The 19,574-nt window shown below is 48.5% G+C and carries 19 protein-coding genes; 15 read left to right on the top strand and 4 right to left on the bottom strand.

Annotation, left to right across the window (positions count from 1 at the left end; all coding sequences use genetic code 11):
• Position 1 precedes the first annotated feature (1 nt).
• On the top strand, positions 2-394 hold the full coding sequence (locus RJ32_RS12610) for a RidA family protein (protein WP_011235605.1): 393 nt from the start codon (positions 2-4) through the stop codon (positions 392-394).
• Here the strand turns inward: RJ32_RS12610 and RJ32_RS12605 are convergent, their stop codons facing one another.
• Entirely contained in the window at positions 395-1,735 is a 1,341-nt protein-coding gene (locus RJ32_RS12605; RefSeq protein ID WP_034822693.1) for a Na+/H+ antiporter NhaC family protein, read from the bottom strand.
• A gap of 122 nt (positions 1,736-1,857) precedes the next feature.
• On the opposite strand from RJ32_RS12605, the gene RJ32_RS12600 reads away from it, so the two are divergent.
• Positions 1,858-3,387 carry a bifunctional GNAT family N-acetyltransferase/carbon-nitrogen hydrolase family protein gene (locus RJ32_RS12600; RefSeq protein WP_011235603.1) on the top strand — a complete coding sequence of 510 codons (1,530 nt, stop codon included), beginning with the start codon at positions 1,858-1,860 and terminating at the stop codon, positions 3,385-3,387.
• Between the two features lie 5 nt (positions 3,388-3,392).
• Here RJ32_RS12600 and RJ32_RS12595 read toward each other — a convergent pair whose 3' ends face one another.
• Entirely contained in the window at positions 3,393-4,601 is a 1,209-nt protein-coding gene (locus RJ32_RS12595) for an EAL and HDOD domain-containing protein (protein ID WP_034822691.1), read from the bottom strand.
• A gap of 96 nt (positions 4,602-4,697) precedes the next feature.
• On the opposite strand from RJ32_RS12595, the gene trmH reads away from it, so the two are divergent.
• Genes trmH through hemB form a run of 11 tightly spaced genes read left to right on the top strand, consistent with a single transcriptional unit; the run spans position 4,698 to position 15,432 of the window.
• Entirely contained in the window at positions 4,698-5,378 is a 681-nt protein-coding gene (gene trmH, locus RJ32_RS12590; protein ID WP_011235601.1) for a tRNA (guanosine(18)-2'-O)-methyltransferase TrmH, read from the top strand.
• A gap of 9 nt (positions 5,379-5,387) precedes the next feature.
• Positions 5,388-7,469 carry an ATP-dependent DNA helicase RecG gene (gene recG / locus RJ32_RS12585; RefSeq protein ID WP_011235600.1) on the top strand — a complete coding sequence of 694 codons (2,082 nt, stop codon included), beginning with the start codon at positions 5,388-5,390 and terminating at the stop codon, positions 7,467-7,469.
• A 41-nt stretch (positions 7,470-7,510) separates the two neighbouring features.
• The gene (gene ubiE / locus RJ32_RS12580) at positions 7,511-8,266 is read left to right on the top strand and encodes a bifunctional demethylmenaquinone methyltransferase/2-methoxy-6-polyprenyl-1,4-benzoquinol methylase UbiE (RefSeq protein WP_011235599.1); all 756 of its coding nucleotides are present in this window, start codon (positions 7,511-7,513) and stop codon (positions 8,264-8,266) included.
• A complete protein-coding gene (locus RJ32_RS12575; protein WP_011235598.1) occupies positions 8,266-8,871 on the top strand; it encodes an SCP2 domain-containing protein in 606 nt (201 codons plus the stop codon). Before ubiE ends, RJ32_RS12575 begins: the two co-directional genes overlap by 1 nt.
• A gap of 2 nt (positions 8,872-8,873) precedes the next feature.
• A complete protein-coding gene (ubiB, locus tag RJ32_RS12570) occupies positions 8,874-10,535 on the top strand; it encodes a ubiquinone biosynthesis regulatory protein kinase UbiB (RefSeq protein ID WP_201029220.1) in 1,662 nt (553 codons plus the stop codon).
• 20 nt (positions 10,536-10,555) lie between these two features.
• Entirely contained in the window at positions 10,556-10,777 is a 222-nt protein-coding gene (tatA, locus tag RJ32_RS12565; RefSeq protein WP_011235596.1) for a twin-arginine translocase TatA/TatE family subunit, read from the top strand.
• Complete coding sequence (gene tatB, locus RJ32_RS12560) at positions 10,778-11,128, top strand: Sec-independent protein translocase protein TatB (protein WP_034822687.1); 351 nt, start codon at positions 10,778-10,780, stop codon at positions 11,126-11,128. It begins immediately after the preceding gene.
• A complete protein-coding gene (tatC, locus tag RJ32_RS12555) occupies positions 11,121-11,855 on the top strand; it encodes a twin-arginine translocase subunit TatC (RefSeq protein ID WP_082815468.1) in 735 nt (244 codons plus the stop codon). Before tatB ends, tatC begins: the two co-directional genes overlap by 8 nt.
• Positions 11,845-12,636, top strand: a complete 792-nt coding sequence (locus RJ32_RS12550; protein WP_034822683.1) for a TatD family hydrolase — start codon at positions 11,845-11,847, stop codon at positions 12,634-12,636. Before tatC ends, RJ32_RS12550 begins: the two co-directional genes overlap by 11 nt.
• Positions 12,629-14,407, top strand: coding sequence for a diguanylate cyclase (locus tag RJ32_RS12545; RefSeq protein WP_011235592.1), 1,779 nt, complete (start codon positions 12,629-12,631; stop codon positions 14,405-14,407). Before RJ32_RS12550 ends, RJ32_RS12545 begins: the two co-directional genes overlap by 8 nt.
• Positions 14,408-14,424: 17 nt before the next feature.
• Positions 14,425-15,432, top strand: a complete 1,008-nt coding sequence (hemB, locus tag RJ32_RS12540) for a porphobilinogen synthase (protein ID WP_011235591.1) — start codon at positions 14,425-14,427, stop codon at positions 15,430-15,432.
• On the opposite strand, the gene RJ32_RS12535 is transcribed toward hemB, so the two are convergent.
• Together RJ32_RS12535 and rhlB are read right to left on the bottom strand one after the other, a co-directional pair.
• Positions 15,429-16,355, bottom strand: coding sequence for a Ppx/GppA family phosphatase (locus RJ32_RS12535; protein WP_011235590.1), 927 nt, complete (start codon positions 16,353-16,355; stop codon positions 15,429-15,431). The two genes, hemB and RJ32_RS12535, sit on opposite strands and share 4 nt — an antisense overlap.
• A 1-nt stretch (position 16,356) precedes the next feature.
• On the bottom strand, positions 16,357-17,634 hold the full coding sequence (rhlB, locus tag RJ32_RS12530) for an ATP-dependent RNA helicase RhlB (RefSeq protein WP_011235589.1): 1,278 nt from the start codon (positions 17,632-17,634) through the stop codon (positions 16,357-16,359).
• Between the two features lie 91 nt (positions 17,635-17,725).
• Between rhlB and trxA the strand changes: the two genes are divergently transcribed.
• Positions 17,726-18,052, top strand: coding sequence for a thioredoxin TrxA (trxA, locus tag RJ32_RS12525; protein ID WP_011235588.1), 327 nt, complete (start codon positions 17,726-17,728; stop codon positions 18,050-18,052).
• A gap of 250 nt (positions 18,053-18,302) precedes the next feature.
• Positions 18,303-19,571: a transcription termination factor Rho gene (rho, locus tag RJ32_RS12520; RefSeq protein WP_011235587.1), complete on the top strand. Its 1,269-nt coding sequence runs from the start codon at positions 18,303-18,305 to the stop codon at positions 19,569-19,571.
• Positions 19,572-19,574: the final 3 nt, after the last annotated feature.

Here is a 19,574-nt window from a genome sequence, read left to right as displayed (position 1 = left end):
TATGTCTAAAGTGATTATTTCAACGGATAAAGCGCCAGCAGCTATCGGCACTTATTCGCAGGCGGTAAAAATTGGTACGACAGTATACCTTTCCGGACAAATTCCTCTGGTTCCTGAAAGTATGGAGCTCGTTAGCGAAGACTTCACGGCCCAGGCCGAGCAGGTGTTTAAAAACCTGACGGCTGTTTGTGAGGCATCCGGCGGCGAACTGCAGGACATGATAAAGGTACAGATTTACCTGACCGATCTGGGGCAGTTTGCCATTGTAAATGAAGTCATGGCGAAGCATTTCAGAGAACCGTATCCGGCTCGCGCGGCTATCGGCGTAAAGCAGTTGCCGAAAGGCGCGCAAATCGAAATTGACGGCATTATGGAACTGCCCAGTACCTATTAATTAAGCTGTTTCTGGTGTCGGCTCTCTGTCTTCCAGAGGGCGGCGCCAGATGATAATGGCAATAGCCACGGCTGCCAGAATAAAGCAATACCCCGTATGCAGACTGACCGATAGTGGCGATATTTTAAAGCTGGCTCCCATCAACAGTGCCTGTGCCCCGTAAGGCAAAGCTCCCTGCACAACGCAGGCAAAAATATCCAATAAGCTGGCGCTTTGGCGCGGTGCTAAATTGCCCACTTTGGCCAGACGTTTACTAACTTCGCCGGCCAGTAAGATACTGACGGTGTTGTTGGCGACGCATAGATTTGTCAGAGCGGTCAGGGCCGCCACGCCAATAGCTGATGCCCGCTGCTTGTGTTTACTGACTTTATTCGCTGCGCTTTCGACAAAACCCGCTAAGAAAGCCAATCCCCCTTGCTGACGAATTAACGCCGACAAGCCGCCAATGAGCAGCGACAGCAGGAAGATTTCCTGCATACTGCCAAAACCTTCGTAGATATCCTGACTAAAAGCCACCCATTCGTAGTCGACAGTGAACATGCCAAAAGCGGCTGCTAATACAATGCCAAGCCCGAGTACGGCAAAAACATTAAGCCCCATAACCGCTAAAACAATAATGATGAAATAAGGTAATGACAGCCACAAGTTGGCTTCCGGAATTTCTAAAGGCACCTGGCTGGTGTCGTAAGTGACTAACCAAATTACGGTAAAGATAGCCGCGGGTATGGCAATTTTTAAGTTCGCGCGGAATTTGTCCCGCATGGTACAGCCCTGTGTACGAGTTGCTGCAATGGTGGTGTCTGAAATAATGGATAAGTTATCGCCAAACATGGCACCGCTAACAAGTACCCCGGCCAGCAGCGGCAAGCTAATATCGGTTGCTTCACCAATGCCCAGAACCACCGGAGCCAGCGCCGCCAGTGTGCCCATAGAGGTGCCCATAGCGGTAGAGATAACCCCGGCAATAATAAACAACCCGGGCAGCAGGAAAGAAGCCGGAATAACATTTAGCCCAAGCGCCACCATCGCGTCGACCCCACCGGTTGCCTCTGCCACCGTCGAAAACGCACCCGCCAGCAAGTAAATGAGACACATGGTAATAATGTTGTTGTCGCCAACGCCGCCAACGAAGGTTTCGATGCGCTCTTCAAATGCCTGCTTACTGAGTAAAATACCAAGGACTATGGCCGGCAGAATCGCAACCGGGCTGGGTAATTGGTAAAACGCGTATTCGACCCCTTCGCTTTGAAAATACAATCCGGTTCCTAAGAACAGGATCAAGAATAATGCGAGAGGTAATAGCGCTTTAGCGCTAGCCGGTTGTGGCGAAGCATTGGTCATGTGTCAGCCTTCTTATTTTTATTTGGACGTCCAGAAGTTTATACAGCTAATTATCCTGATGCAACCTTATTCCAATTACGTGTAGACTGTCGGTAAAGTTGTTTTAGATCAGGATAAAGATAATGAGCCCCGATGAACTGCATTTGCAAATACGAAATTTGCGGCTGGAAGATTACGAACAGTTAAAAGAATTAATGGATGCTGTCTACACAGACATAGGTGGCTCCTGGAGCCAGTTCACCATAGAAAAGCTGATAAAGGATTTTTCTGAAGGTCAGTTTTGTCTGGAGGATAATGGCCGCATTGTTGGTGTCGCCTTAACGGTTAAGGTGGCCTACACCAAGTTTTCCAACCCTCACGCCTATGACGATTTAATTGGCCACAGAGAGGCCATTCTTAACAATAAAAAAGGTGACGCGCTTTATGGGCTGGATGTCTTAATTCATCCGGAGTATCGCGGTTATCGTCTGGGGCGTCGCTTGTACGACGCACGTAAAGAGTTGTGCCGGCAGGCCAATCTGCGCGCCATTCTGGCTGGTGGTCGTATTGTCAATTACCACAAATATGCAAATGAGCTGACGCCAAGTCAGTATCTGGACAAAGTGCAGCGGCGTGAAATTTATGACCCCATTCTGACCTTTCAGCTGGCGAATGACTTTAGCGTAAAGCGCCTGTTGGGTAAGTATCTTCCGGAGGATAAAAAGTCACGCGGCTTTGCCACATTGCTGGAGTGGAATAACTTCCTGTACGAGCCTTCAGACAATATTCTGACAACTCGTATTCAGAACGTCCGTGTAGGCGCGGTGCAGTGGCAAATGCGCTCGGTGGAGTCGGTAGAAGAGTTGCTGAAGCAGGTGGAGTACTTTGTTGATGCGCTGTCGGGTTATCAAAGCGACTTTGCCGTCTTTCCGGAGTTTTTCAATGCGCCGTTAATGGGGCTAACTGACCAGAGTCAGCAAATGGACGCAATTCGTTTTCTGGCTGGGTACACCGATCTGTTTAAGCGTGAAATGTCGCAAATGGCAGTCAGCTATAACGTCAATATTATTACCGGGTCGATGCCGGTGCAGGACGGAGATAGTATTTATAACGTCTCGTATTTGTGTCGTCGCGATGGCTCGGTAGAAGAGCAGTACAAATTGCATATTACCCCGCACGAAAAGCGCGACTGGGTCATTGAAGGCGGCAACGAAGTTAAAGTGTTCGATACCGACGCCGGACGCATTGGCATTTTAATTTGCTATGACGTGGAGTTCCCTGAACTGGGCCGCATAATGGCGGACGAAGGATTAGAAATTCTGTTTGTACCGTTCTGGACCGATACCCGTAACGCCTACCTGCGTGTACGACATTGCGCTCAGGCCCGTGCGGTAGAGAACGAGTGTTATGTGGTGATTTGCGGTAGCGTGGGCAACTTGCCTGAAGTGGAAAGTCTGGATGTGCAATATGCGCAGTCGGCAGTATTCTCTCCTTCGGATTTCGCCTTCCCGCATGACGCGATCATGTCGGAGACCACGCCGAACACGGAAATGCTAATGTTCTCAGACTTAAATCTGGATGAGCTGCGTTATTTGCACCATGAAGGTTCAGTGACCAATAAAAAGGATCGTCGTACGGATATCTATGAAGTATCTCGTAAACGGATGAGCTAGGGCATTTAGAATAGGGCTAAACGGCACCACTGGCTGGCATCGATATAAAGCTGGCCAATATCGGTGCCGTTCAATTTTTGTTTTAGCGGGTGCTTATCCAGAGCTTTCCACTCGCCGCGCTCATAAAGCTCGGTCATTTGCAGCAGATACCCCCATACACCCTCGCGGTTTTTCAATGCTTTTGTAATTTCTGAAGACAACGGAAGCTGTCTAAGCACCTCCTGCATAGATACGCCCAAAATGATATCCAGTAATGACAGCATGCCTGTTAAAAAAGCACTGGAACGGTGCTTTTCGTTAAGAATTTCAACCGTAACCAATTCCATAAAGCGCGCTCGGGTGACCGATTTAATGGTCAACTCTTCAGGCTGCCCTGCTGACACATTAGCTAAAACAATCAGAGTGATAAAACGGCGAATTTCGGTAGTACCCAAATAGACCAGGGCATGCTGGATGTTTTCAATCTTCTTGCGGCCGCCGTATAGTGCGCTGTTGACCAGTTTAAGCAAGCTGTAAGTGAGTGATAAGTCCTGCTCAATGGCCTGTCGTATGGTATCTAAGTCGAGCTCTTTTTTATGCGCCTCAGACAACAATGTCAGCATACTAATGCGGTTAGGCGCGAGCGATTTTTGCTGGACTATTTGCGGCTTTTCGAAGAAAAAGCCCTGAAAATAATCAAAGCCTAACTCCAGGCAACGCTCGAACTCGTCCCGGGTTTCAACCCGCTCGGCGAGCAGTGGAACGCCCTTTTCTTTAAAGAAGCGAATTTTTTCATCAAGCTCTAAACCTTGCTCCTGGATATCAACTTTCACCATATTGATCATAGGAATGAGAGGTTCCCATTGCCCGGCAAAATCATGATCATCCAATGCAATTCGGTAACCTTTGGCGCGAGTGGCACTGCATGCTTCTAATAAAGGCGCATCAACCCCCACGGTTTCCAGAAGCTCTACCCACACGGTGCGGGCGTTGAGGAAAGAAGGGAAGTCATTTAGCAAAGTACGGGCATGAAAATTGATAAATGCCTGCTTTCCCATACAAAGCGTCTGAATGTCACCCAGTAAATGTTGCTGCAAAAGCAGTTTAGAGGTGGCCTCGTTAGGATCAATATTCGGAAAACTGTTTTCAGTACTGTTGCGGAACAGCAGTTCATAACCAAAAACTTTTTGGTCTCTGGTTAAAATAGGTTGCCGCGCAATGTAGGAGTACGACATTGTTATTCTTATTATCCTGAGTGGAGCATAGGGTTAGTTCTGACCGAATCTCTCGGGTATACTGCTTATATCTAGTCCTATTTTCATAAAAAAGCAATGAGTCCTGAACGATATCAACGAATTAACCAAATGTTGGACAAACGTCAGCCAGACCTTACCGTTGTCATGGAGAACGTGCATAAAAACCATAACTTGTCTGCGGTGGTTCGCTCAGCAGATGCGATAGGTGTACATGAAATGCACGCCATATGGCTGACCAAAAAGGCGCGTTTGTCGGGTGGTACTGCGCTTGGCAGTCAAAACTGGGTGAAAATACATAATCATAAAACGGTTGGTGAAGCGCTGGAGGCAACTCAAGGTCGGGGCATGCAAGTGGTGGTGACTCACCTTTCGGAACACTCGGTGGATTTTCGTGAAGTGGACTACACCAAACCAACCGCAATTCTGCTGGGGCAGGAAAAGTATGGCGTTACCGATGAAGCTTTGGATATTGCTGATTATCACGTAATGATTCCTATGGTAGGCATGGTACAGTCACTGAATGTCTCTGTTGCTGGCGCGGTGATGCTGTATGAAGCGCAGCGACAACGAGAGCAAGCTGGCTTATACGATAAAACACATATCAGCGCCGAAGAGCGGCACAGGGTGTTATTTGAAGGTGGTCATCCAATTTATGCAAAGGCGTGTAAACGTAAGAATATGCCTTACCCGGAGCTGGATGAAAATGGACAAATTGTCGCTGATGAAGCCTGGTGGCTGGCGATGCGCGCAAGATAAGGAGCAAAGGTGGCGGTAAAAGGACTGCAGCACATTCCACTGACGGTACTTAAAGGTGTGGGCGAAAAGGTTGCGGTTAAGCTGCGCAAGCTTGGCTTAGCCTCTGTCAGTGATGCACTGTTGCATCTGCCGTTGCGGTACGAGGATCGTACTCAGGTAACTGACGTTGCAAATTTACGTGCGGGTGTGGCGACCAATGTTTTGGTCACGGTGCGGCACGCCGATATCAAGTACGGTCGTAAGCGTATGCTGATTTGTCAGGCCAGCGACGAAACCGGCAGTATCAGTCTGCGGTTTTTTCAATTTAGCGCGGCTCAGCTAAAGCAATTCGCACAAGGCACGCAGTTACTAGCCTTTGGCGAAGTGCGTCGGGGCATGACCGGCTGGGAGATGGTTCACCCCGAGTACCGAATGGTCAAAGCTGGCGAGCCATTGAATATGCAGGAAACTCTGACGCCGGTCTACCCCATGACAGAAGGCGTGACTCAGGGAATTTTGCGCAAGATCATCGAGCAGGCACTGACGTACCTTCAGCCCGGCTCTTTACCTGAACTGCTGCCTGAAAATTTAAGACCCCATCAACTTTCTTTAGAGCAGGCTATTTTGACTCTGCACCGGCCGCCGGTGGATGTTCCCCTGGCACTGCTGGAGCAAGGCGAGCATCCCGCGCAGCAGCGCCTGGCATCGGAAGAACTTATTGCTCACCAGTTAAGTTTGCTGCAGTTACGCCAGGCTCGACAGGCTCAGGCGGGCTTTACCATAAAAGGCAATGGTGCGTTACAAGAGGCATTTTTAAAGCAGTTGCCGTTTTCACCCACTGGCGCGCAGACAAGAGTGGTGAAAGAAATTACCAGCGATATGGCGCAAGGTCAGCCAATGATGCGACTGGTGCAGGGTGATGTCGGCTCAGGCAAAACTCTGGTTGCTGCGCTCAGCGCTCTGGCAGCCATTGAAGCTGGATATCAGGTGGCTTTAATGGCGCCGACCGAGCTTTTGTCTGAACAGCACGCCATTACTTTTAGCCAGTGGCTGATGCCCCTGGGTATTAATGTCGCTTGGTTGAGCGGCAAATCCAAAGGTAAGTCCCGTCGGGAATTGCTGGCACAGTTAAAGCAGGGAGATATTCATTTACTGGTTGGTACCCACGCGTTGTTTCAGGCGGATGTTGAGTATCGGCGCCTGGCATTGGTGATTATTGACGAACAGCACCGTTTTGGTGTGCACCAGCGGTTACAATTACGCGAAAAAGGCGTTCAGGCCGGCGTGCATCCTCACCAGTTAATTATGACTGCAACACCCATCCCGCGAACTTTGGCTATGACAGCGTATGCGGATTTAGCCACATCAGTTATTGATGAATTGCCGCCCGGACGCACACCGGTAACCACGGTTGCCATTCCGGATACCCGTCGGGAACAAATTGTGGAGCGTGTGCGGGAGGTCTGTGCCACTGAAGGCCGTCAGGCGTATTGGGTTTGTACCCTTATTGAAGAGTCCGATGTACTTGAATGTCAGGCGGCAGAAGACACCGCCAATGACTTGCAGGAGCAATTGCCGGGCTTGAGTATTGGCCTGGTGCATGGCCGGCTTAAACATGAGCAGAAAGAACAGGTGATGCAGGCGTTTAAAGCGGGTGATATTGACTTATTGGTCGCAACGACGGTCATAGAGGTTGGGGTGGATGTTCCCAACGCGTCGCTCATGATTATTGAAAACCCGGAACGGCTGGGCTTAGCTCAGTTACACCAGTTGCGCGGCCGCGTTGGCCGGGGCTCTGTAGCCAGTCATTGCGTGCTGCTGTATCACAGTCCGTTATCGCAAACTGCACAGCAGAGGCTGGGCGTTTTACGCGAAAGTAACGACGGTTTTGTGATTGCACAGCGCGATCTGGAAATTCGTGGGCCGGGTGAATTGCTAGGCCACCGGCAGACAGGGTTAGCTGAATTAAAAGTGGCTGACTTAGAGCGCGATGAAGCGTTAATACCAGAAGCCCAAAATATTGCTCAGCACGTATTAGAGCATTATCCGCAAAGCGCAGAAGCGCTAATTGAGCGTTGGTTACCGCGTCGTGACCACTATGCTCAGGTGTGATCATCAAGTACACTAGTACAAAATCAGTTCGGGATAGTTGAATGAACGATAAAAACGAAGAATCCATTGATTTTGGGTATCAAAAAGTCGCCCGTAATCAGAAAAAAAACCTGGTCGCTGATGTCTTTCAGTCGGTAGCGGCAAAATATGATGTTATGAACGACTTAATGTCGTTTGGTATTCATCGTTTATGGAAGCGTTATACCATTGACTGCAGTGGTGTTCGCCGTGGTATGAAAGTATTGGATATTGCCGGCGGAACTGGCGACTTAACGGCTCAGTTCTCACGCCGTGTTGGTGCTGAGGGCGAAGTTGTGCTGGCCGATATTAACGACGCTATGCTGAAAGTGGGTCGTGACAAGCTGCGTGACAGAGGCATTATTGGCAATGTTCGTTACGTGCAGGCTGACGCGGAAGAACTTCCGTTTGATGACAATACCTTTGATGTTATTACCATTGCTTTTGGTTTGCGCAATGTCACCGACAAAGACAAAGCTCTTCGCTCTATGTTGCGGGTACTGAAACCTGGCGGTCGGGTATTAATTCTTGAATTTTCTAAGCCGGTATCGGCTACCTTGAATCAGGTGTACGACTTTTATTCGTTCAACATTTTGCCAAAAATGGGGCAGGTTGTTGCTAACGACTCTGACAGCTATCAGTATTTGGCGGAATCTATCCGTATGCACCCGGACCAGGAAACACTGAAGTCAATGATGGAAGCAGCTGGTTACGAAAAAGTCGACTACCAGAACATGACTGGTGGCGTGGTTGCACTGCACCGAGGGTATAAGTTCTGATGACGTTATTACCGCTTATTCCAATCTTGTTGGTCGAGAAGTTAGCAAACAATGTGCTGCACCGTGACCCGGAATCGGCGGAACGTTTGCGGCGGCTGGACGGTAAGCGCCTGCGTTTTCATCTGAAGGAACTGCCCTTTGAAGTCACTGTGAGTGTCGATGCCCATGGTGTTCAGCTTAGTACCTCTGATGACAGCGAAGTAGATTGCCGTATTGCAACAGAAATGGGTGTATTGCCGGAGTTGCAGGATACCGCTAACCTCACGCGGCTGATAAAAGCGGACTTACTGGATATTGATGGTGACCCCATGCTGGCGCAACAAGTGGTTAGCTTGTTTAAGTCGCTGAACGTTGACTGGGAAGCTGAGCTCGCGAAAACCGTTGGTGACGCGCCTGCCTACTGGCTGGGAAAGCTGTGGCGACGTAGCCGTGAGCAGGTAAAAACACATTGGCAACAGCAGCAGCGCTGGGTGCATGGTGTGTTGACCGAAGAGAAGAAATTATTACCGGTAAGAGCTGAATTTGACCAGTTTAAAACCGATTTACAACAGCTGCGGGCTCAAATCGAGCGCCTTGAACGCCAGTGTCGTGAGAAGAAGGGTTAATGATGCGGACGCGCCGCTTTTACAAAATCACCAAAACACTACTGAGTTACGGGTTAGATGATCTTATCCCTGCGGGTTGGTTGCCCTGGACTATCCGTTTAGGCCGCCATGCTTTTTTCTGGTTGCCTAATAAGCATAAAGACAAGCCTGCCGGTGTGCGTTTAAGACTGGCACTGGAAGAGCTGGGCCCGGTGTGGGTCAAGTTCGGGCAAATGCTCTCAACCCGCCGCGACTTATTACCGCCTGATATTGCAATTGAACTGGCACGCCTGCAGGACAAAGTTCCTCCTTTCGATGGTCATGCCGCACAGCGTATTATCGAAAAGTCCTTAGGCTTGCAGAGCATCCATGACTGTTTTTCAGATTTTGACACAACGCCTTTAGCGTCAGCGTCAATTGCTCAGGTGCACACCGGGAAACTGAAGACCAGAGACGGTGAGTTAACGGATATTGTCATAAAAGTTATTCGCCCGGATATTCGCGAGACCATTAATGCGGATTTAGAATTGATGGAAACCCTGGCTTCGGTAGCTGCACACCATTTGCCCGACGGGCGGCGTTTAAAACCTAAAGAAGTGGTTAAAGAGTATCGCAAAACCCTGCTGGATGAGCTGGACTTAATGCGCGAAGCCGGTAACGCGATACAGCTGAAGCGCAACTTTGAAAACTCCGACATGTTATACATTCCGGTGGTTTACAGCGACTACAGCCGCCACAACGTGATGGTAATGGAACGCATTGATGGCATTCCGGTGAGTGATATTGCCACCCTGAAAGCCCGCGGCGTAGATATGAAAAAACTGGCTGAGCGGGGTGTTGAAGTCTTTTTCACTCAGGTATTCCGCGACAGTTTTTTCCATGCCGATATGCACCCTGGCAACATTTTTGTGGCGAAAGATGACCCATTGAATCCGCGCTACATTGGTATTGATTTTGGTATTGTCGGAACTCTGAACCGCGACGACAAACGTTATTTAGCTGAAAACTTTTTGGCATTTTTTAACCGCGATTACCGCAAAGTTGCGGAGCTGCATGTTGATTCAGGCTGGGTACCCAAACACACCAATATTGAAGAGTTTGAGTCTGCCATAAGAACGGTTTGTGAACCTATTTTTGAGAAGCCGTTGGCGGAAATTTCATTCGGGCATGTGCTGATTAACTTATTTAATACGGCGCGACGCTTTGAGATGGAAGTTCAGCCGCAGCTGGTATTACTGCAGAAAACCCTGTTGTACATTGAAGGTTTGGGGCGTCAGTTGTACCCGGAGCTGGATTTATGGAAAACGGCAAAACCCTTCCTTGAACGCTGGATGAAGGAACAGCTGGGCTGGCGGGCGATTGTGCGGTCGGTAAAAGAGAACGCGCCGTACTGGGCGGAAAAACTGCCGGAAATGCCAATGATGTTGTATGAAAACCTTCGTCAACAACATAATATTGATGAGCGCGAGCGAGAGTTACGTAAGCAGCAGTTATTAACACAAAGACAAGCATCGACGTCGCTGTTCTGGACTGTGTTAACCGGCAGCGGCTTAATTTGTACGACTCTGCTCTGGAACCAGACTGAGCTTTCAGAAGTGACGATTGGAGCGGGTATTGTCACTGTACTGCTGGGCCTTATGGCCTGGCGCACTCGCCCGAAAACAAAGAATAGTGAATTTGTTTAACTTAAACGGTAGGAAATAACATGGGTGTATCACCTTGGCAGTTACTCATCTTGTTGGTCATTGTTGTATTGCTGTTTGGCACCAAGCGTCTGCGTAGCCTGGGTTCAGACTTAGGTAATGCGGTAAAAGGCTTTAAAAAGTCTATGGGCGACGAAGATGACAGCAAAGATAAAGACGACTCTTTGCAGCACAAAGAAGAACATGACGATAAGTCCAATTCGGATAAATCCGGGAAATCTTAAATGTTCGATATTGGTTTCTGGGAGTTATTGCTGATTGTGATAGTCGGCTTGCTGGTGCTTGGTCCCGAGCGCCTGCCTTCGGCTATTCGTGGCTTTCAGAGAACCTTGTCGAGTATTAAGCAGTACTCTCAAAAAGTACAGAATGAGCTTGACCATGAACTGCGTATTAAAGAGCTGCACGAACATTTGAAACAAGCTGAGAGTCAGGACCTTGAAAATTTAAGTCCGGAACTGCAACGCTCGCTAGTCGAATTAAGAAGTGCGGCAGAAGAGGTTCAGCGACCCTATTCTAAGCCAGATTCCGAACCCAAAGAAAAACCCGGAACCGATGTGGGTAAAGGTAATGAGTGACTCCCCTTTATTAAATCATTTGCTGGAGCTCAGAAGCCGACTATTACGCTCGGTATTGGTTATTCTGGTTGTGTTCGCTGCGCTCGCTTACTTTGCCAATGATATTTATCATTTTGTCGCCCAGCCCCTGCTGATGAACATGCCGGTTGGTTCGCAAATGATCGCCACAGACGTTGCGGCGCCGTTCTTTACCCCTTTTAAATTAACTTTGGTCGTGGCTCTGGCTCTTACCGTCCCTTATTTACTGTGGCAAATATGGGGCTTTATAGCGCCGGGCTTGTATGGTCGAGAGAAGCGCTTAGTAATTCCGCTTTTGGCTACCAGCACTTTGCTGTTTTATGCCGGTATTGCCTTTGCCTATTTTGTGGTTCTGCCTCTTGCCATGGCATTTTTCAGCAGTGCAGCGCCGGAGGGGGTCACGGTTGCCACCGACATCTCCCGTTATCTGGACTTTATTCTGGCTATTTTTGTTGCTTTTGGTATTGCCTTTGAAACGCCGGTTGCCATTATGCTGTTGATCTGGACCGGTACCTGTACCCGTGAGTCACTGGCTAAAAAACGGCCTTACATTATTGTTGGTGCGTTTGCTATTGGTATGTTGCTAACCCCACCCGATGTTATTTCCCAAACGTTATTGGCAATACCTATGTGGTTGTTGTTTGAGTTAGGCTTACAAGTTAGCCGTTGGTATACACCCACCCAGCAGGAAGACGACGATGTGGTTTGATGCCGGAGTGAATTTAACCAACAAAAGGTTGTTGAGCGATCTGGACGGGGTTATGGCTCGTGCAGAGCAGGACAATGTGAAAAAGCAGCTGATTATATCGACCTCTATTGAAGAGGCTGAGCAAGCCGTTAAATTGTGTCAGCAGTTTCCTGAGAAGTTGCTGATGACCGTGGGTATTCACCCACACGACGCCGGCGAGGCGCCAGCAAATTACAAAGAGCAGTTACGGGAATTGGCCGGGTTGCCTTATGTTGTGGCTATTGGCGAATGTGGTCTGGATTTCAACCGGAACTTTTCTCCCCGCGATGTTCAGGAAGAAGTATTCGTTGCTCAAATTGAGCTGGCTAACGAGCTAAGCCTTCCGCTGTATTTGCACGAACGCGATGCAATCGACCTTCAAATAGAGCTGTTAAACCAGTATTGTAATGACTCAACACCCTGCTTAACTCATTGCTTTACCGGTGGCGTTGAAGCTCTGAACCGTTATGCCGAGCGAGGCCATTGGTTTGGCATTACCGGTTGGGTATGTGATGAGCGACGTAACCAGGAACTGGTGTCAGCTTTGCCGTATTTGCCTCTGAACAGGTTGGTACTTGAAACGGATGCACCGTTTTTATTACCGCGGGGGCTGAAGCCGCGTCCTAAAATGAATGAGCCTGCGCTTTTACCAGTAGTTGGAGAAGCTCTGGCTCATTATCTTGACGTGTCGGTAAAGCATTTAGCCGAGCTGACCTATGCTAATACGGAACGGTTTTTCGGGCTGGGAGAGAACAGTGACTAAAACTTCCGGAGTAAGTGCACTGCTGTGGCTATTTTTAGCTCTAGTGGCTCTGCTTTTTTCTGCATCCGCTGCGGCAGCGCAAATACTTCCTGAGAGCCAGTCAGAACTGTCAATTGAATACACTAACAGTCAGCAAAAGCTGGACTTAGAAACCGCAAAAAGCTTACCTCCAACTGACTGGCGTAAGCTGGATACAGACCGGGCCTCCTTTGGTTACACCACGGATGAATATTGGTTTCGCTTTAAACTCGAGGCTAAGCCTTACGACCGTATTCTGCATATTGCCTACCCTTTGCTCGATGAGCTGACCATTTATATCATGAGTCCGGAAGGGGTAAGAACTTATCGAATGGGTGACACTTTGCCTTTCGACGAGCGTCCAATACCAACGTCAGAATTTGCGGTTCCTTTACCCAACGACATCGGCGGTGAAATCTATATCAAGACCAATACGCAAAGTTCAATGCGTTTGCCTATTGCCGTGCGTACCGAAGTTGGTTTTTTTGAGACACAAATGAATCGTCGTATTGCCGAAGGAATTTACTTTGGCGTACTGCTTTGTATGGCGGTTTATAACCTTTTCGGTTTTATTGCATCGCGCGAGCCCGAATTTGGTGTGTATTCGCTTTACACGTTATTTTTTGCCGGATTGATGCTGTCATTAGAGGGGCTTGGCTTTCATTATTTATGGCCTGACTCTCTGTATTTGCAGGATAAGGGAATTCCTATATTTGGTAGTCTAACCTTTCTGACCGCTGCCTTGTTTGCTTATCAGCTCCTTGAACTAAAACGTTATCGATACACTTGGGGCAGAGGGTTAATGGTGATGGCATTCCTTGCTGGTTTGAGTCTGCTAATTGCTATTTTTGCCAACTATCGAGTTAGCATTCATGTGTTGTTGAGTTTAGCTGTACCTGGTTGTTTATTCCTGCTGGTTGTGGGCGTATATATGTGGCGTAAGGGTTTTGTTTACGCCCGCATTTTCACCTTAGCCTGGTGTAGCTTGCTCGTTTCTGTAGTTGTGAATTCTCTCGGGTATCTGGGCATCATCGACAGCATGTTCATTCAGCGTCATGCCATTATGATAGGTTCAGGTATTGAAATTCTGCTGTTGTCCTGGGTTCTGGCCGTACGCTACAGCGAGCAACGTAAAGAGCGGCTGCAGGCCGAGCAACGTCATAACCGCGAGCTGGAAGAAAGTGTTGATGAACGTACGTTCGAGCTACAAGTTGCTCTGCGCGAGCTCCAGGACGTTAACACAGAGCTGGAACAGAAGAATACGGAAGATCCGTTGACCGGTTTGTATAACCGCCGTTATTTCCAACAGCATCTGGAACGTGAACTGCGGCGCACATTACGCCGCGAGTTACCGCTTGCATTACTGATGGTCGACGTCGACCATTTTAAACCAGTTAACGATACCTATGGTCATCTTGCCGGAGACCAGATTCTGCAGCAGTTGGCAAAATTGATGCAGCAGCACGCTAAACGAGCCGCTGATATTGTCTGCCGTTATGGTGGTGAAGAGTTTGCCATTATTTTGCCGGAAACCGACCTTCAGGAGGCTGAAGCTTTTGCCAGTCAGTTACTGGAAAAGGTTCGTAATACCGAATTTAAAACCGATGCTGGTTTGCTTAAGATCACGCTAAGTATTGGTGTGATCTCCACTAGCGTACGTATTTTTGATAATGTAGATGAGCTTTTTAAAGCCGCCGACGACGCGCTATATGCGGCTAAACATGAAGGCCGTGACAGATTAGCGGTGCAGTAATCAATCAGGAGTCAAGAATGACAAATCAGGGTGCTTTCCCGGGCAGACGCCTAAGACGTTTACGCCGCCATGACTTTAGCCGCCGGCTGGTGGCAGAAAACCAATTAAGCGTGGACGATTTAATTTACCCTATGTTTGTTCTCGAAGGTGAGAATCAGCGTGAGCAGGTCAGTTCAATGCCCGGCGTTGACCGTGTGAGCATTGACCTGTTGTTGCAAGAGTGCGCTCGGTTGGTTGAGTTAGGTATTCCTATGGTCGCTTTATTCCCGGTGACTCCTGCTTCGGCTAAGTCGGAGATGGCTGAGGCGGCTTATGACGATAACGGTCTGGCTCAGCGTGCAGTCAAAGCCATAAAAGCTGACTTTCCGGAGCTAGGAGTAATGACCGATGTTGCTTTGGATCCTTTTACCATCCATGGTCAGGACGGCATTCTTGATAACAGCGGGTATGTAGTCAATGACATTACCACTGAGGTTCTGGTAAAGCAGGCGGTGTCTCACGCGCGTGCCGGAGTAGATGTTGTGGCTCCGTCGGACATGATGGACGGGCGTATTGGCGCTATTCGTTCAGCACTGGAAGCCGAAGGCTTTATCAACACTCAAATTATGGCGTATTCGGCTAAATATGCCAGCGCGTTTTACGGCCCATTCCGCGACGCGGTCGGCTCTGCCGGCAATCTGAAGGGAGCTGACAAAAAGACCTATCAGATGGACCCGGCTAATTCAGACGAAGCTCTGCAGGAAATTGCACTGGATATTCAGGAGGGCGCTGACATGGTGATGGTGAAGCCGGGCATGCCTTATTTAGACATTGTGCGCCGTGCAAAAGATACCTTTGGCGTGCCGACTTTTGCGTACCAGGTCAGTGGTGAATACGCCATGCTCCAGGCGGCCATTAAAAATGGCTGGCTGGGTCAGGACGTTATTGAAGAAAGTTTGCTGGGTTTCAAGCGGGCAGGTGCTGACGGCATTCTTACCTACTTTGCAAAATCGGTAGCTGAACGTCTGGCAACGAAGAAAGGCTAAGCTGTTATTTCATTGGCAAGTTGCGCGAGTAGCCCCTCGCGTAACGCGCCTGTAGTCACCTCAAAATCGTCCACACTAAGTGCTTTCAGTGCCGCCAAAAGTATAGTGATTCCGCCCATTAGAACAGTGCGGCGGTCATCACGTAATCCGGCAAAATTCAGACACTCAACTTGCCCCTGCCGGATACAACGCTGAATCAGTTCACTTAACCAGATTTGAGTAAGCCCCGGTTGTTTCTCTGCCGCCGCTATTTCAGTAAGTGCACGAAAAGTACCTGAGGCGCCAAGAACTCGTAGCCATCCATGCTGCTGATAATCAGCGATGTAGGGCCTAATAAGTTTGGTAGCGGCCTGAATGGCCAGCTCTACATTATCCGGGTTAATTTCTCCACCTTTAAAGAAACGGTTTTGAAACACCACACAGCCCATATCCAGACTATGAAGCACATTGGCCTGAGTTCCATTACCGGCTACAACCTCAGTACTGGCACCACCAATATCAATAACCAGAACTTTATCCCGGCATTGTGACGCACTACAAACCCCGGCATAAATAAATTCAGCTTCACTCTCTCCGGTAATAACTTCAATGGGGAAGCCTAATGTCGACTCAAAGCGTGCAAGAAGTTCTTTCTGATTACTGGCTTTGCGCAGCGCCGCAGTTGCTACCGCTTTTACTGCAAAAGGCTGGAAGCGCTTAAGCTCTTCGGCAAACAGAGTAAGGCAATCTATGCCACGGGAAATGGCAGCGTCGTCTATGCTGTCATTGTCGTTCAAGCCGTCGGCTAAACGAACTTTCTGCTTATGCTGGGAAAGAATCCGGGGTTTAGGAAAGAACCCCGTCATTGAAACTTCTGCCATCAACAGGTGAAAACTGTTGGATCCCATGTCGATGGCAGCAAGTTTGCGCTTTTTGGCTGGCATATTATGACGCGTTGCGCGGAGGTCCCGAGCGACGGCCGCGAGGTTTGCCCTTGCCTCCGCCTGAGTTATGACGACGACGGCGCTGAATTGGACGCGGACGTCGTAAATCAGAAAGCAAAGCATCGCCATCGTATTTGGTGACCGGAATGGTGTGACCAATATAGTCTTCAATAGCCGGTAAGTTGTATACGTACTCTTCGCACGCCAGGCTTATTGCAGCGCCACTGGCGCCTGCGCGACCTGTGCGGCCTATACGGTGAACATAGTCTTCGCAGTCATCCGGTAAGTCGAAATTATATACATGGGTTACTTCAGGAATGTGCAGACCACGTGCTGCGACATCGGTAGCAACTAAAAAGTCGAGCTTTCCTTCGGCAAAGTCTTCCAAAATGCGTAAACGCTTTTTCTGCGGAACATCACCGGTTAACAGACCCGCACGGTGCTCGTTCGCGACCAGCCAGCCATGCACTTTCTCGCAACCGTGCTTGGTGTTGGCGAAAACAATGGCTTTATCCGGCCAGTCTTCTTCTATTAATGTCAGTAGCAACGGAAACTTTTCGGGTTTAGAAGGATAAAACAGTTCTTCAGTTACCCGTGTGGCCGTTTTTTGTAACGGTTCTACTTCGAGCTTGGTCGGTGCATTCATGTGTTCGTACGCCAGTTCCTGCACACGATAAGACAAGGTTGCAGAGAACAGCAGATTCAGACGTTTGGATGGATCCGGCATTTTCTGTAACAGGTAACGAATGTCATCAATAAAGCCCAGATCGAACATGCGGTCGGCTTCGTCCAGCACCACAACTTCAATATCTTTAAGGCTAAATAGATCCTGCTTATAAAAGTCTATAAGACGACCCGTGGTGCCGACCAGTATGTCTGGTTGTGCAGCCAGTTGTTCTTTTTGACCTTCGTAGCCTTCGCCGCCGTAAATTACGCCCATTTTCAAACCGCAATGCTCAATGAGGGCATCCGCGTCGTGAGCTATCTGAATAGCGAGCTCCCGAGTCGGTGCCATAATCAGCGCGCGTGGGCCCGATTCGGTTTTTTCGGACGATTCGTTCTGCATTAAGCGGTTGAAAGTAGCCAGCAGAAATGCCAAGGTTTTGCCTGTACCTGTCTGAGCCTGACCAGCAACATCGCGGTTAGACAGAGCAACGGGCAGACTTAACGCCTGAATTGGAGTACAATACTCAAATCCGGCACTGGATATTGCTTGCTGGATTTTGGGGTGAAGCGCCAAATCAGCAAAGCGAGTTTCTGTAAGATGTTTTTTAGTCATAAGTTATAAGCATATCAGTTTGCGCTTGTATTCAAAAACAGAAATAATACTATTCTAATATTTCCACGCGAAGAAAGTAGCGGAGAGTACCATGAGTGACGTAATAGTTCAGCTAAGTGATGACAGTTTTGATGCTGATGTCATAAATTCCGATAAACCCGTATTAGTCGACTTTTGGGCTGAGTGGTGTGGACCATGTAAAATGGTAGCGCCTATTCTTGATGACATTGCCAGCGAGTACGCTGATAAATTAGTTATTGGTAAGCTGAACGTCGACCATAATGAACAAACTCCACCTAAGTACAATATTCGTGGCATTCCAACGTTATTGTTGTTTAAAGGCGGCGAAGTTGTCGGAACGAAAGTGGGCGCATTATCACGTGCTCAATTGACTGAGTTTTTAGACCAGCATATTTAATGATTGTCAAAAAACGGCGTGTTATGCGCCGTTTTTGTTGAGAAAACTGGACGAATCGCTTTTTTGGTGATAACTTCTGCTCATTAACTGTTCATACGGGTTCACCAACTCCACCGGTTAACCTGTTTTTAAATGAAACGTCTGTTTCTGGTTTCGCACTTCGCGAATTCCGAATGTTCCAATTGTTTTACTTTCTAGAGTCAAATTAAAAAAAGGCTTTGTGTTCAATCGATAACTCGAAAACCCTCCTATGAATCTAACAGAACTTAAAGATAAACCCGTAAACGAGCTGGTTCAGCTCGCGGACTCAATGGGCCTTGAGAATATGGCCCGCCTACGTAAGCAAGACATCATTTTTGCTATCTTAAAAGCTCACGCTAAAAGCGGTGAAGACATTCACGGCGGTGGTGTGCTGGAAATTTTGCAGGATGGCTTTGGCTTCTTGCGTTCAGCCGACTCGTCTTACCTGGCTGGCCCGGACGACATTTACGTCTCGCCAAGCCAAATTCGTCGCTTTAACCTGCGTACGGGTGACACAATTGGCGGGAAAATTCGCCCACCGAAAGACAGCGAACGTTATTTTGCCCTGCTGAAAATTCGCGAAGTTAACTTCGACAAGCCTGAAAACTCCCGCAATAAAATCTTATTTGAAAACTTAACGCCGCTACACGCGGAAGAGCGTTTTCACTTAGAACGCGGCAATGGCAGTAAAGAAGATATCACTGCGCGGGTACTGGACTTATCAGCGCCAATAGGTAAAGGCCAGCGTGGTCTTATTGTTGCGCCACCAAAAGCGGGTAAAACCTTACTATTGCAGAATATTGCAACTTCTATTGCGGCGAATCACCCTGATGCTGAACTGATTGTTCTGTTGATTGATGAGCGTCCGGAAGAAGTCACCGAAATGCACCGTCTTGTACATGGCGAAGTGGTTGCTTCAACCTTTGATGAACCTGCCAGCCGTCACGTTCAGGTGGCCGAAATGGTTATTGAAAAAGCCAAGCGCCTGGTTGAGCACAAAAAAGACGTAGTGATTTTGCTGGACTCAATTACTCGCCTTGCCCGTGCTTATAACACCGTTATTCCAAGCTCCGGTAAAGTGTTAACCGGTGGTGTGGATGCTAACGCATTGCACAAACCTAAGCGTTTCTTTGGAGCTGCGCGTAATGTAGAAGAAGGCGGTAGTTTAACCATTATTGCAACCGCGCTTATTGATACCGGCTCGAAAATGGATGAAGTCATCTACGAAGAGTTTAAAGGTACCGGTAACATGGAGCTGCATCTGAACCGTAAGTTGGCTGAACGCCGTGTGTTCCCTGCCATCGACTTCAACCGTTCAGGTACGCGTCGCGAAGAGTTGCTGACTACGCCGGACGAGCTGCAAAAAATGTGGATCCTGCGCAAAATCATGCATCCAATGGGCGAAGTTGAGGCCATGGAATTCCTGATTGACCGTCTGCAGATGACCAAAACCAATGACGAATTCTTCGAATCGATGAAACGTCAACGCAACAGTTAAGTG

Source organism: Idiomarina sp. 28-8, assembly GCF_000320945.2.
In the GTDB taxonomy this organism is placed as follows: Bacteria; Pseudomonadota; Gammaproteobacteria; order Enterobacterales; family Alteromonadaceae; genus Idiomarina; species Idiomarina loihiensis.
The sequence above is the reverse complement of the archived record's forward strand: the minus strand, read 5'-3'. Positions and strand labels throughout refer to the sequence as shown.

What these genes read in the sequence shown, in the direction of transcription:
- RJ32_RS12550 (WP_034822683.1), top strand. Translation starts at nt 11,845, where the DNA reads ATGTGGTTTGATGCCGGAGTGAATTTAACCAACAAAAGGTTGTTGAGC.
- trxA (WP_011235588.1), top strand. Translation starts at nt 17,726, where the DNA reads ATGAGTGACGTAATAGTTCAGCTAAGTGATGACAGTTTTGATGCTGAT.
- rho (WP_011235587.1), top strand. Translation starts at nt 18,303, where the DNA reads ATGAATCTAACAGAACTTAAAGATAAACCCGTAAACGAGCTGGTTCAG.
- ubiB (WP_201029220.1), top strand. Translation starts at nt 8,874, where the DNA reads ATGCGGACGCGCCGCTTTTACAAAATCACCAAAACACTACTGAGTTAC.
- RJ32_RS12595 (WP_034822691.1), bottom strand. Translation starts at nt 4,601, where the DNA reads ATGTCGTACTCCTACATTGCGCGGCAACCTATTTTAACCAGAGACCAA.
- RJ32_RS12610 (WP_011235605.1), top strand. Translation starts at nt 2, where the DNA reads ATGTCTAAAGTGATTATTTCAACGGATAAAGCGCCAGCAGCTATCGGC.
- RJ32_RS12535 (WP_011235590.1), bottom strand. Translation starts at nt 16,355, where the DNA reads ATGCCAGCCAAAAAGCGCAAACTTGCTGCCATCGACATGGGATCCAAC.
- RJ32_RS12605 (WP_034822693.1), bottom strand. Translation starts at nt 1,735, where the DNA reads ATGACCAATGCTTCGCCACAACCGGCTAGCGCTAAAGCGCTATTACCT.
- tatA (WP_011235596.1), top strand. Translation starts at nt 10,556, where the DNA reads ATGGGTGTATCACCTTGGCAGTTACTCATCTTGTTGGTCATTGTTGTA.
- RJ32_RS12575 (WP_011235598.1), top strand. Translation starts at nt 8,266, where the DNA reads ATGACGTTATTACCGCTTATTCCAATCTTGTTGGTCGAGAAGTTAGCA.
- rhlB (WP_011235589.1), bottom strand. Translation starts at nt 17,634, where the DNA reads ATGACTAAAAAACATCTTACAGAAACTCGCTTTGCTGATTTGGCGCTT.
- hemB (WP_011235591.1), top strand. Translation starts at nt 14,425, where the DNA reads ATGACAAATCAGGGTGCTTTCCCGGGCAGACGCCTAAGACGTTTACGC.
- tatB (WP_034822687.1), top strand. Translation starts at nt 10,778, where the DNA reads ATGTTCGATATTGGTTTCTGGGAGTTATTGCTGATTGTGATAGTCGGC.
- RJ32_RS12600 (WP_011235603.1), top strand. Translation starts at nt 1,858, where the DNA reads ATGAGCCCCGATGAACTGCATTTGCAAATACGAAATTTGCGGCTGGAA.
- trmH (WP_011235601.1), top strand. Translation starts at nt 4,698, where the DNA reads ATGAGTCCTGAACGATATCAACGAATTAACCAAATGTTGGACAAACGT.
- ubiE (WP_011235599.1), top strand. Translation starts at nt 7,511, where the DNA reads ATGAACGATAAAAACGAAGAATCCATTGATTTTGGGTATCAAAAAGTC.
- tatC (WP_082815468.1), top strand. Translation starts at nt 11,121, where the DNA reads ATGAGTGACTCCCCTTTATTAAATCATTTGCTGGAGCTCAGAAGCCGA.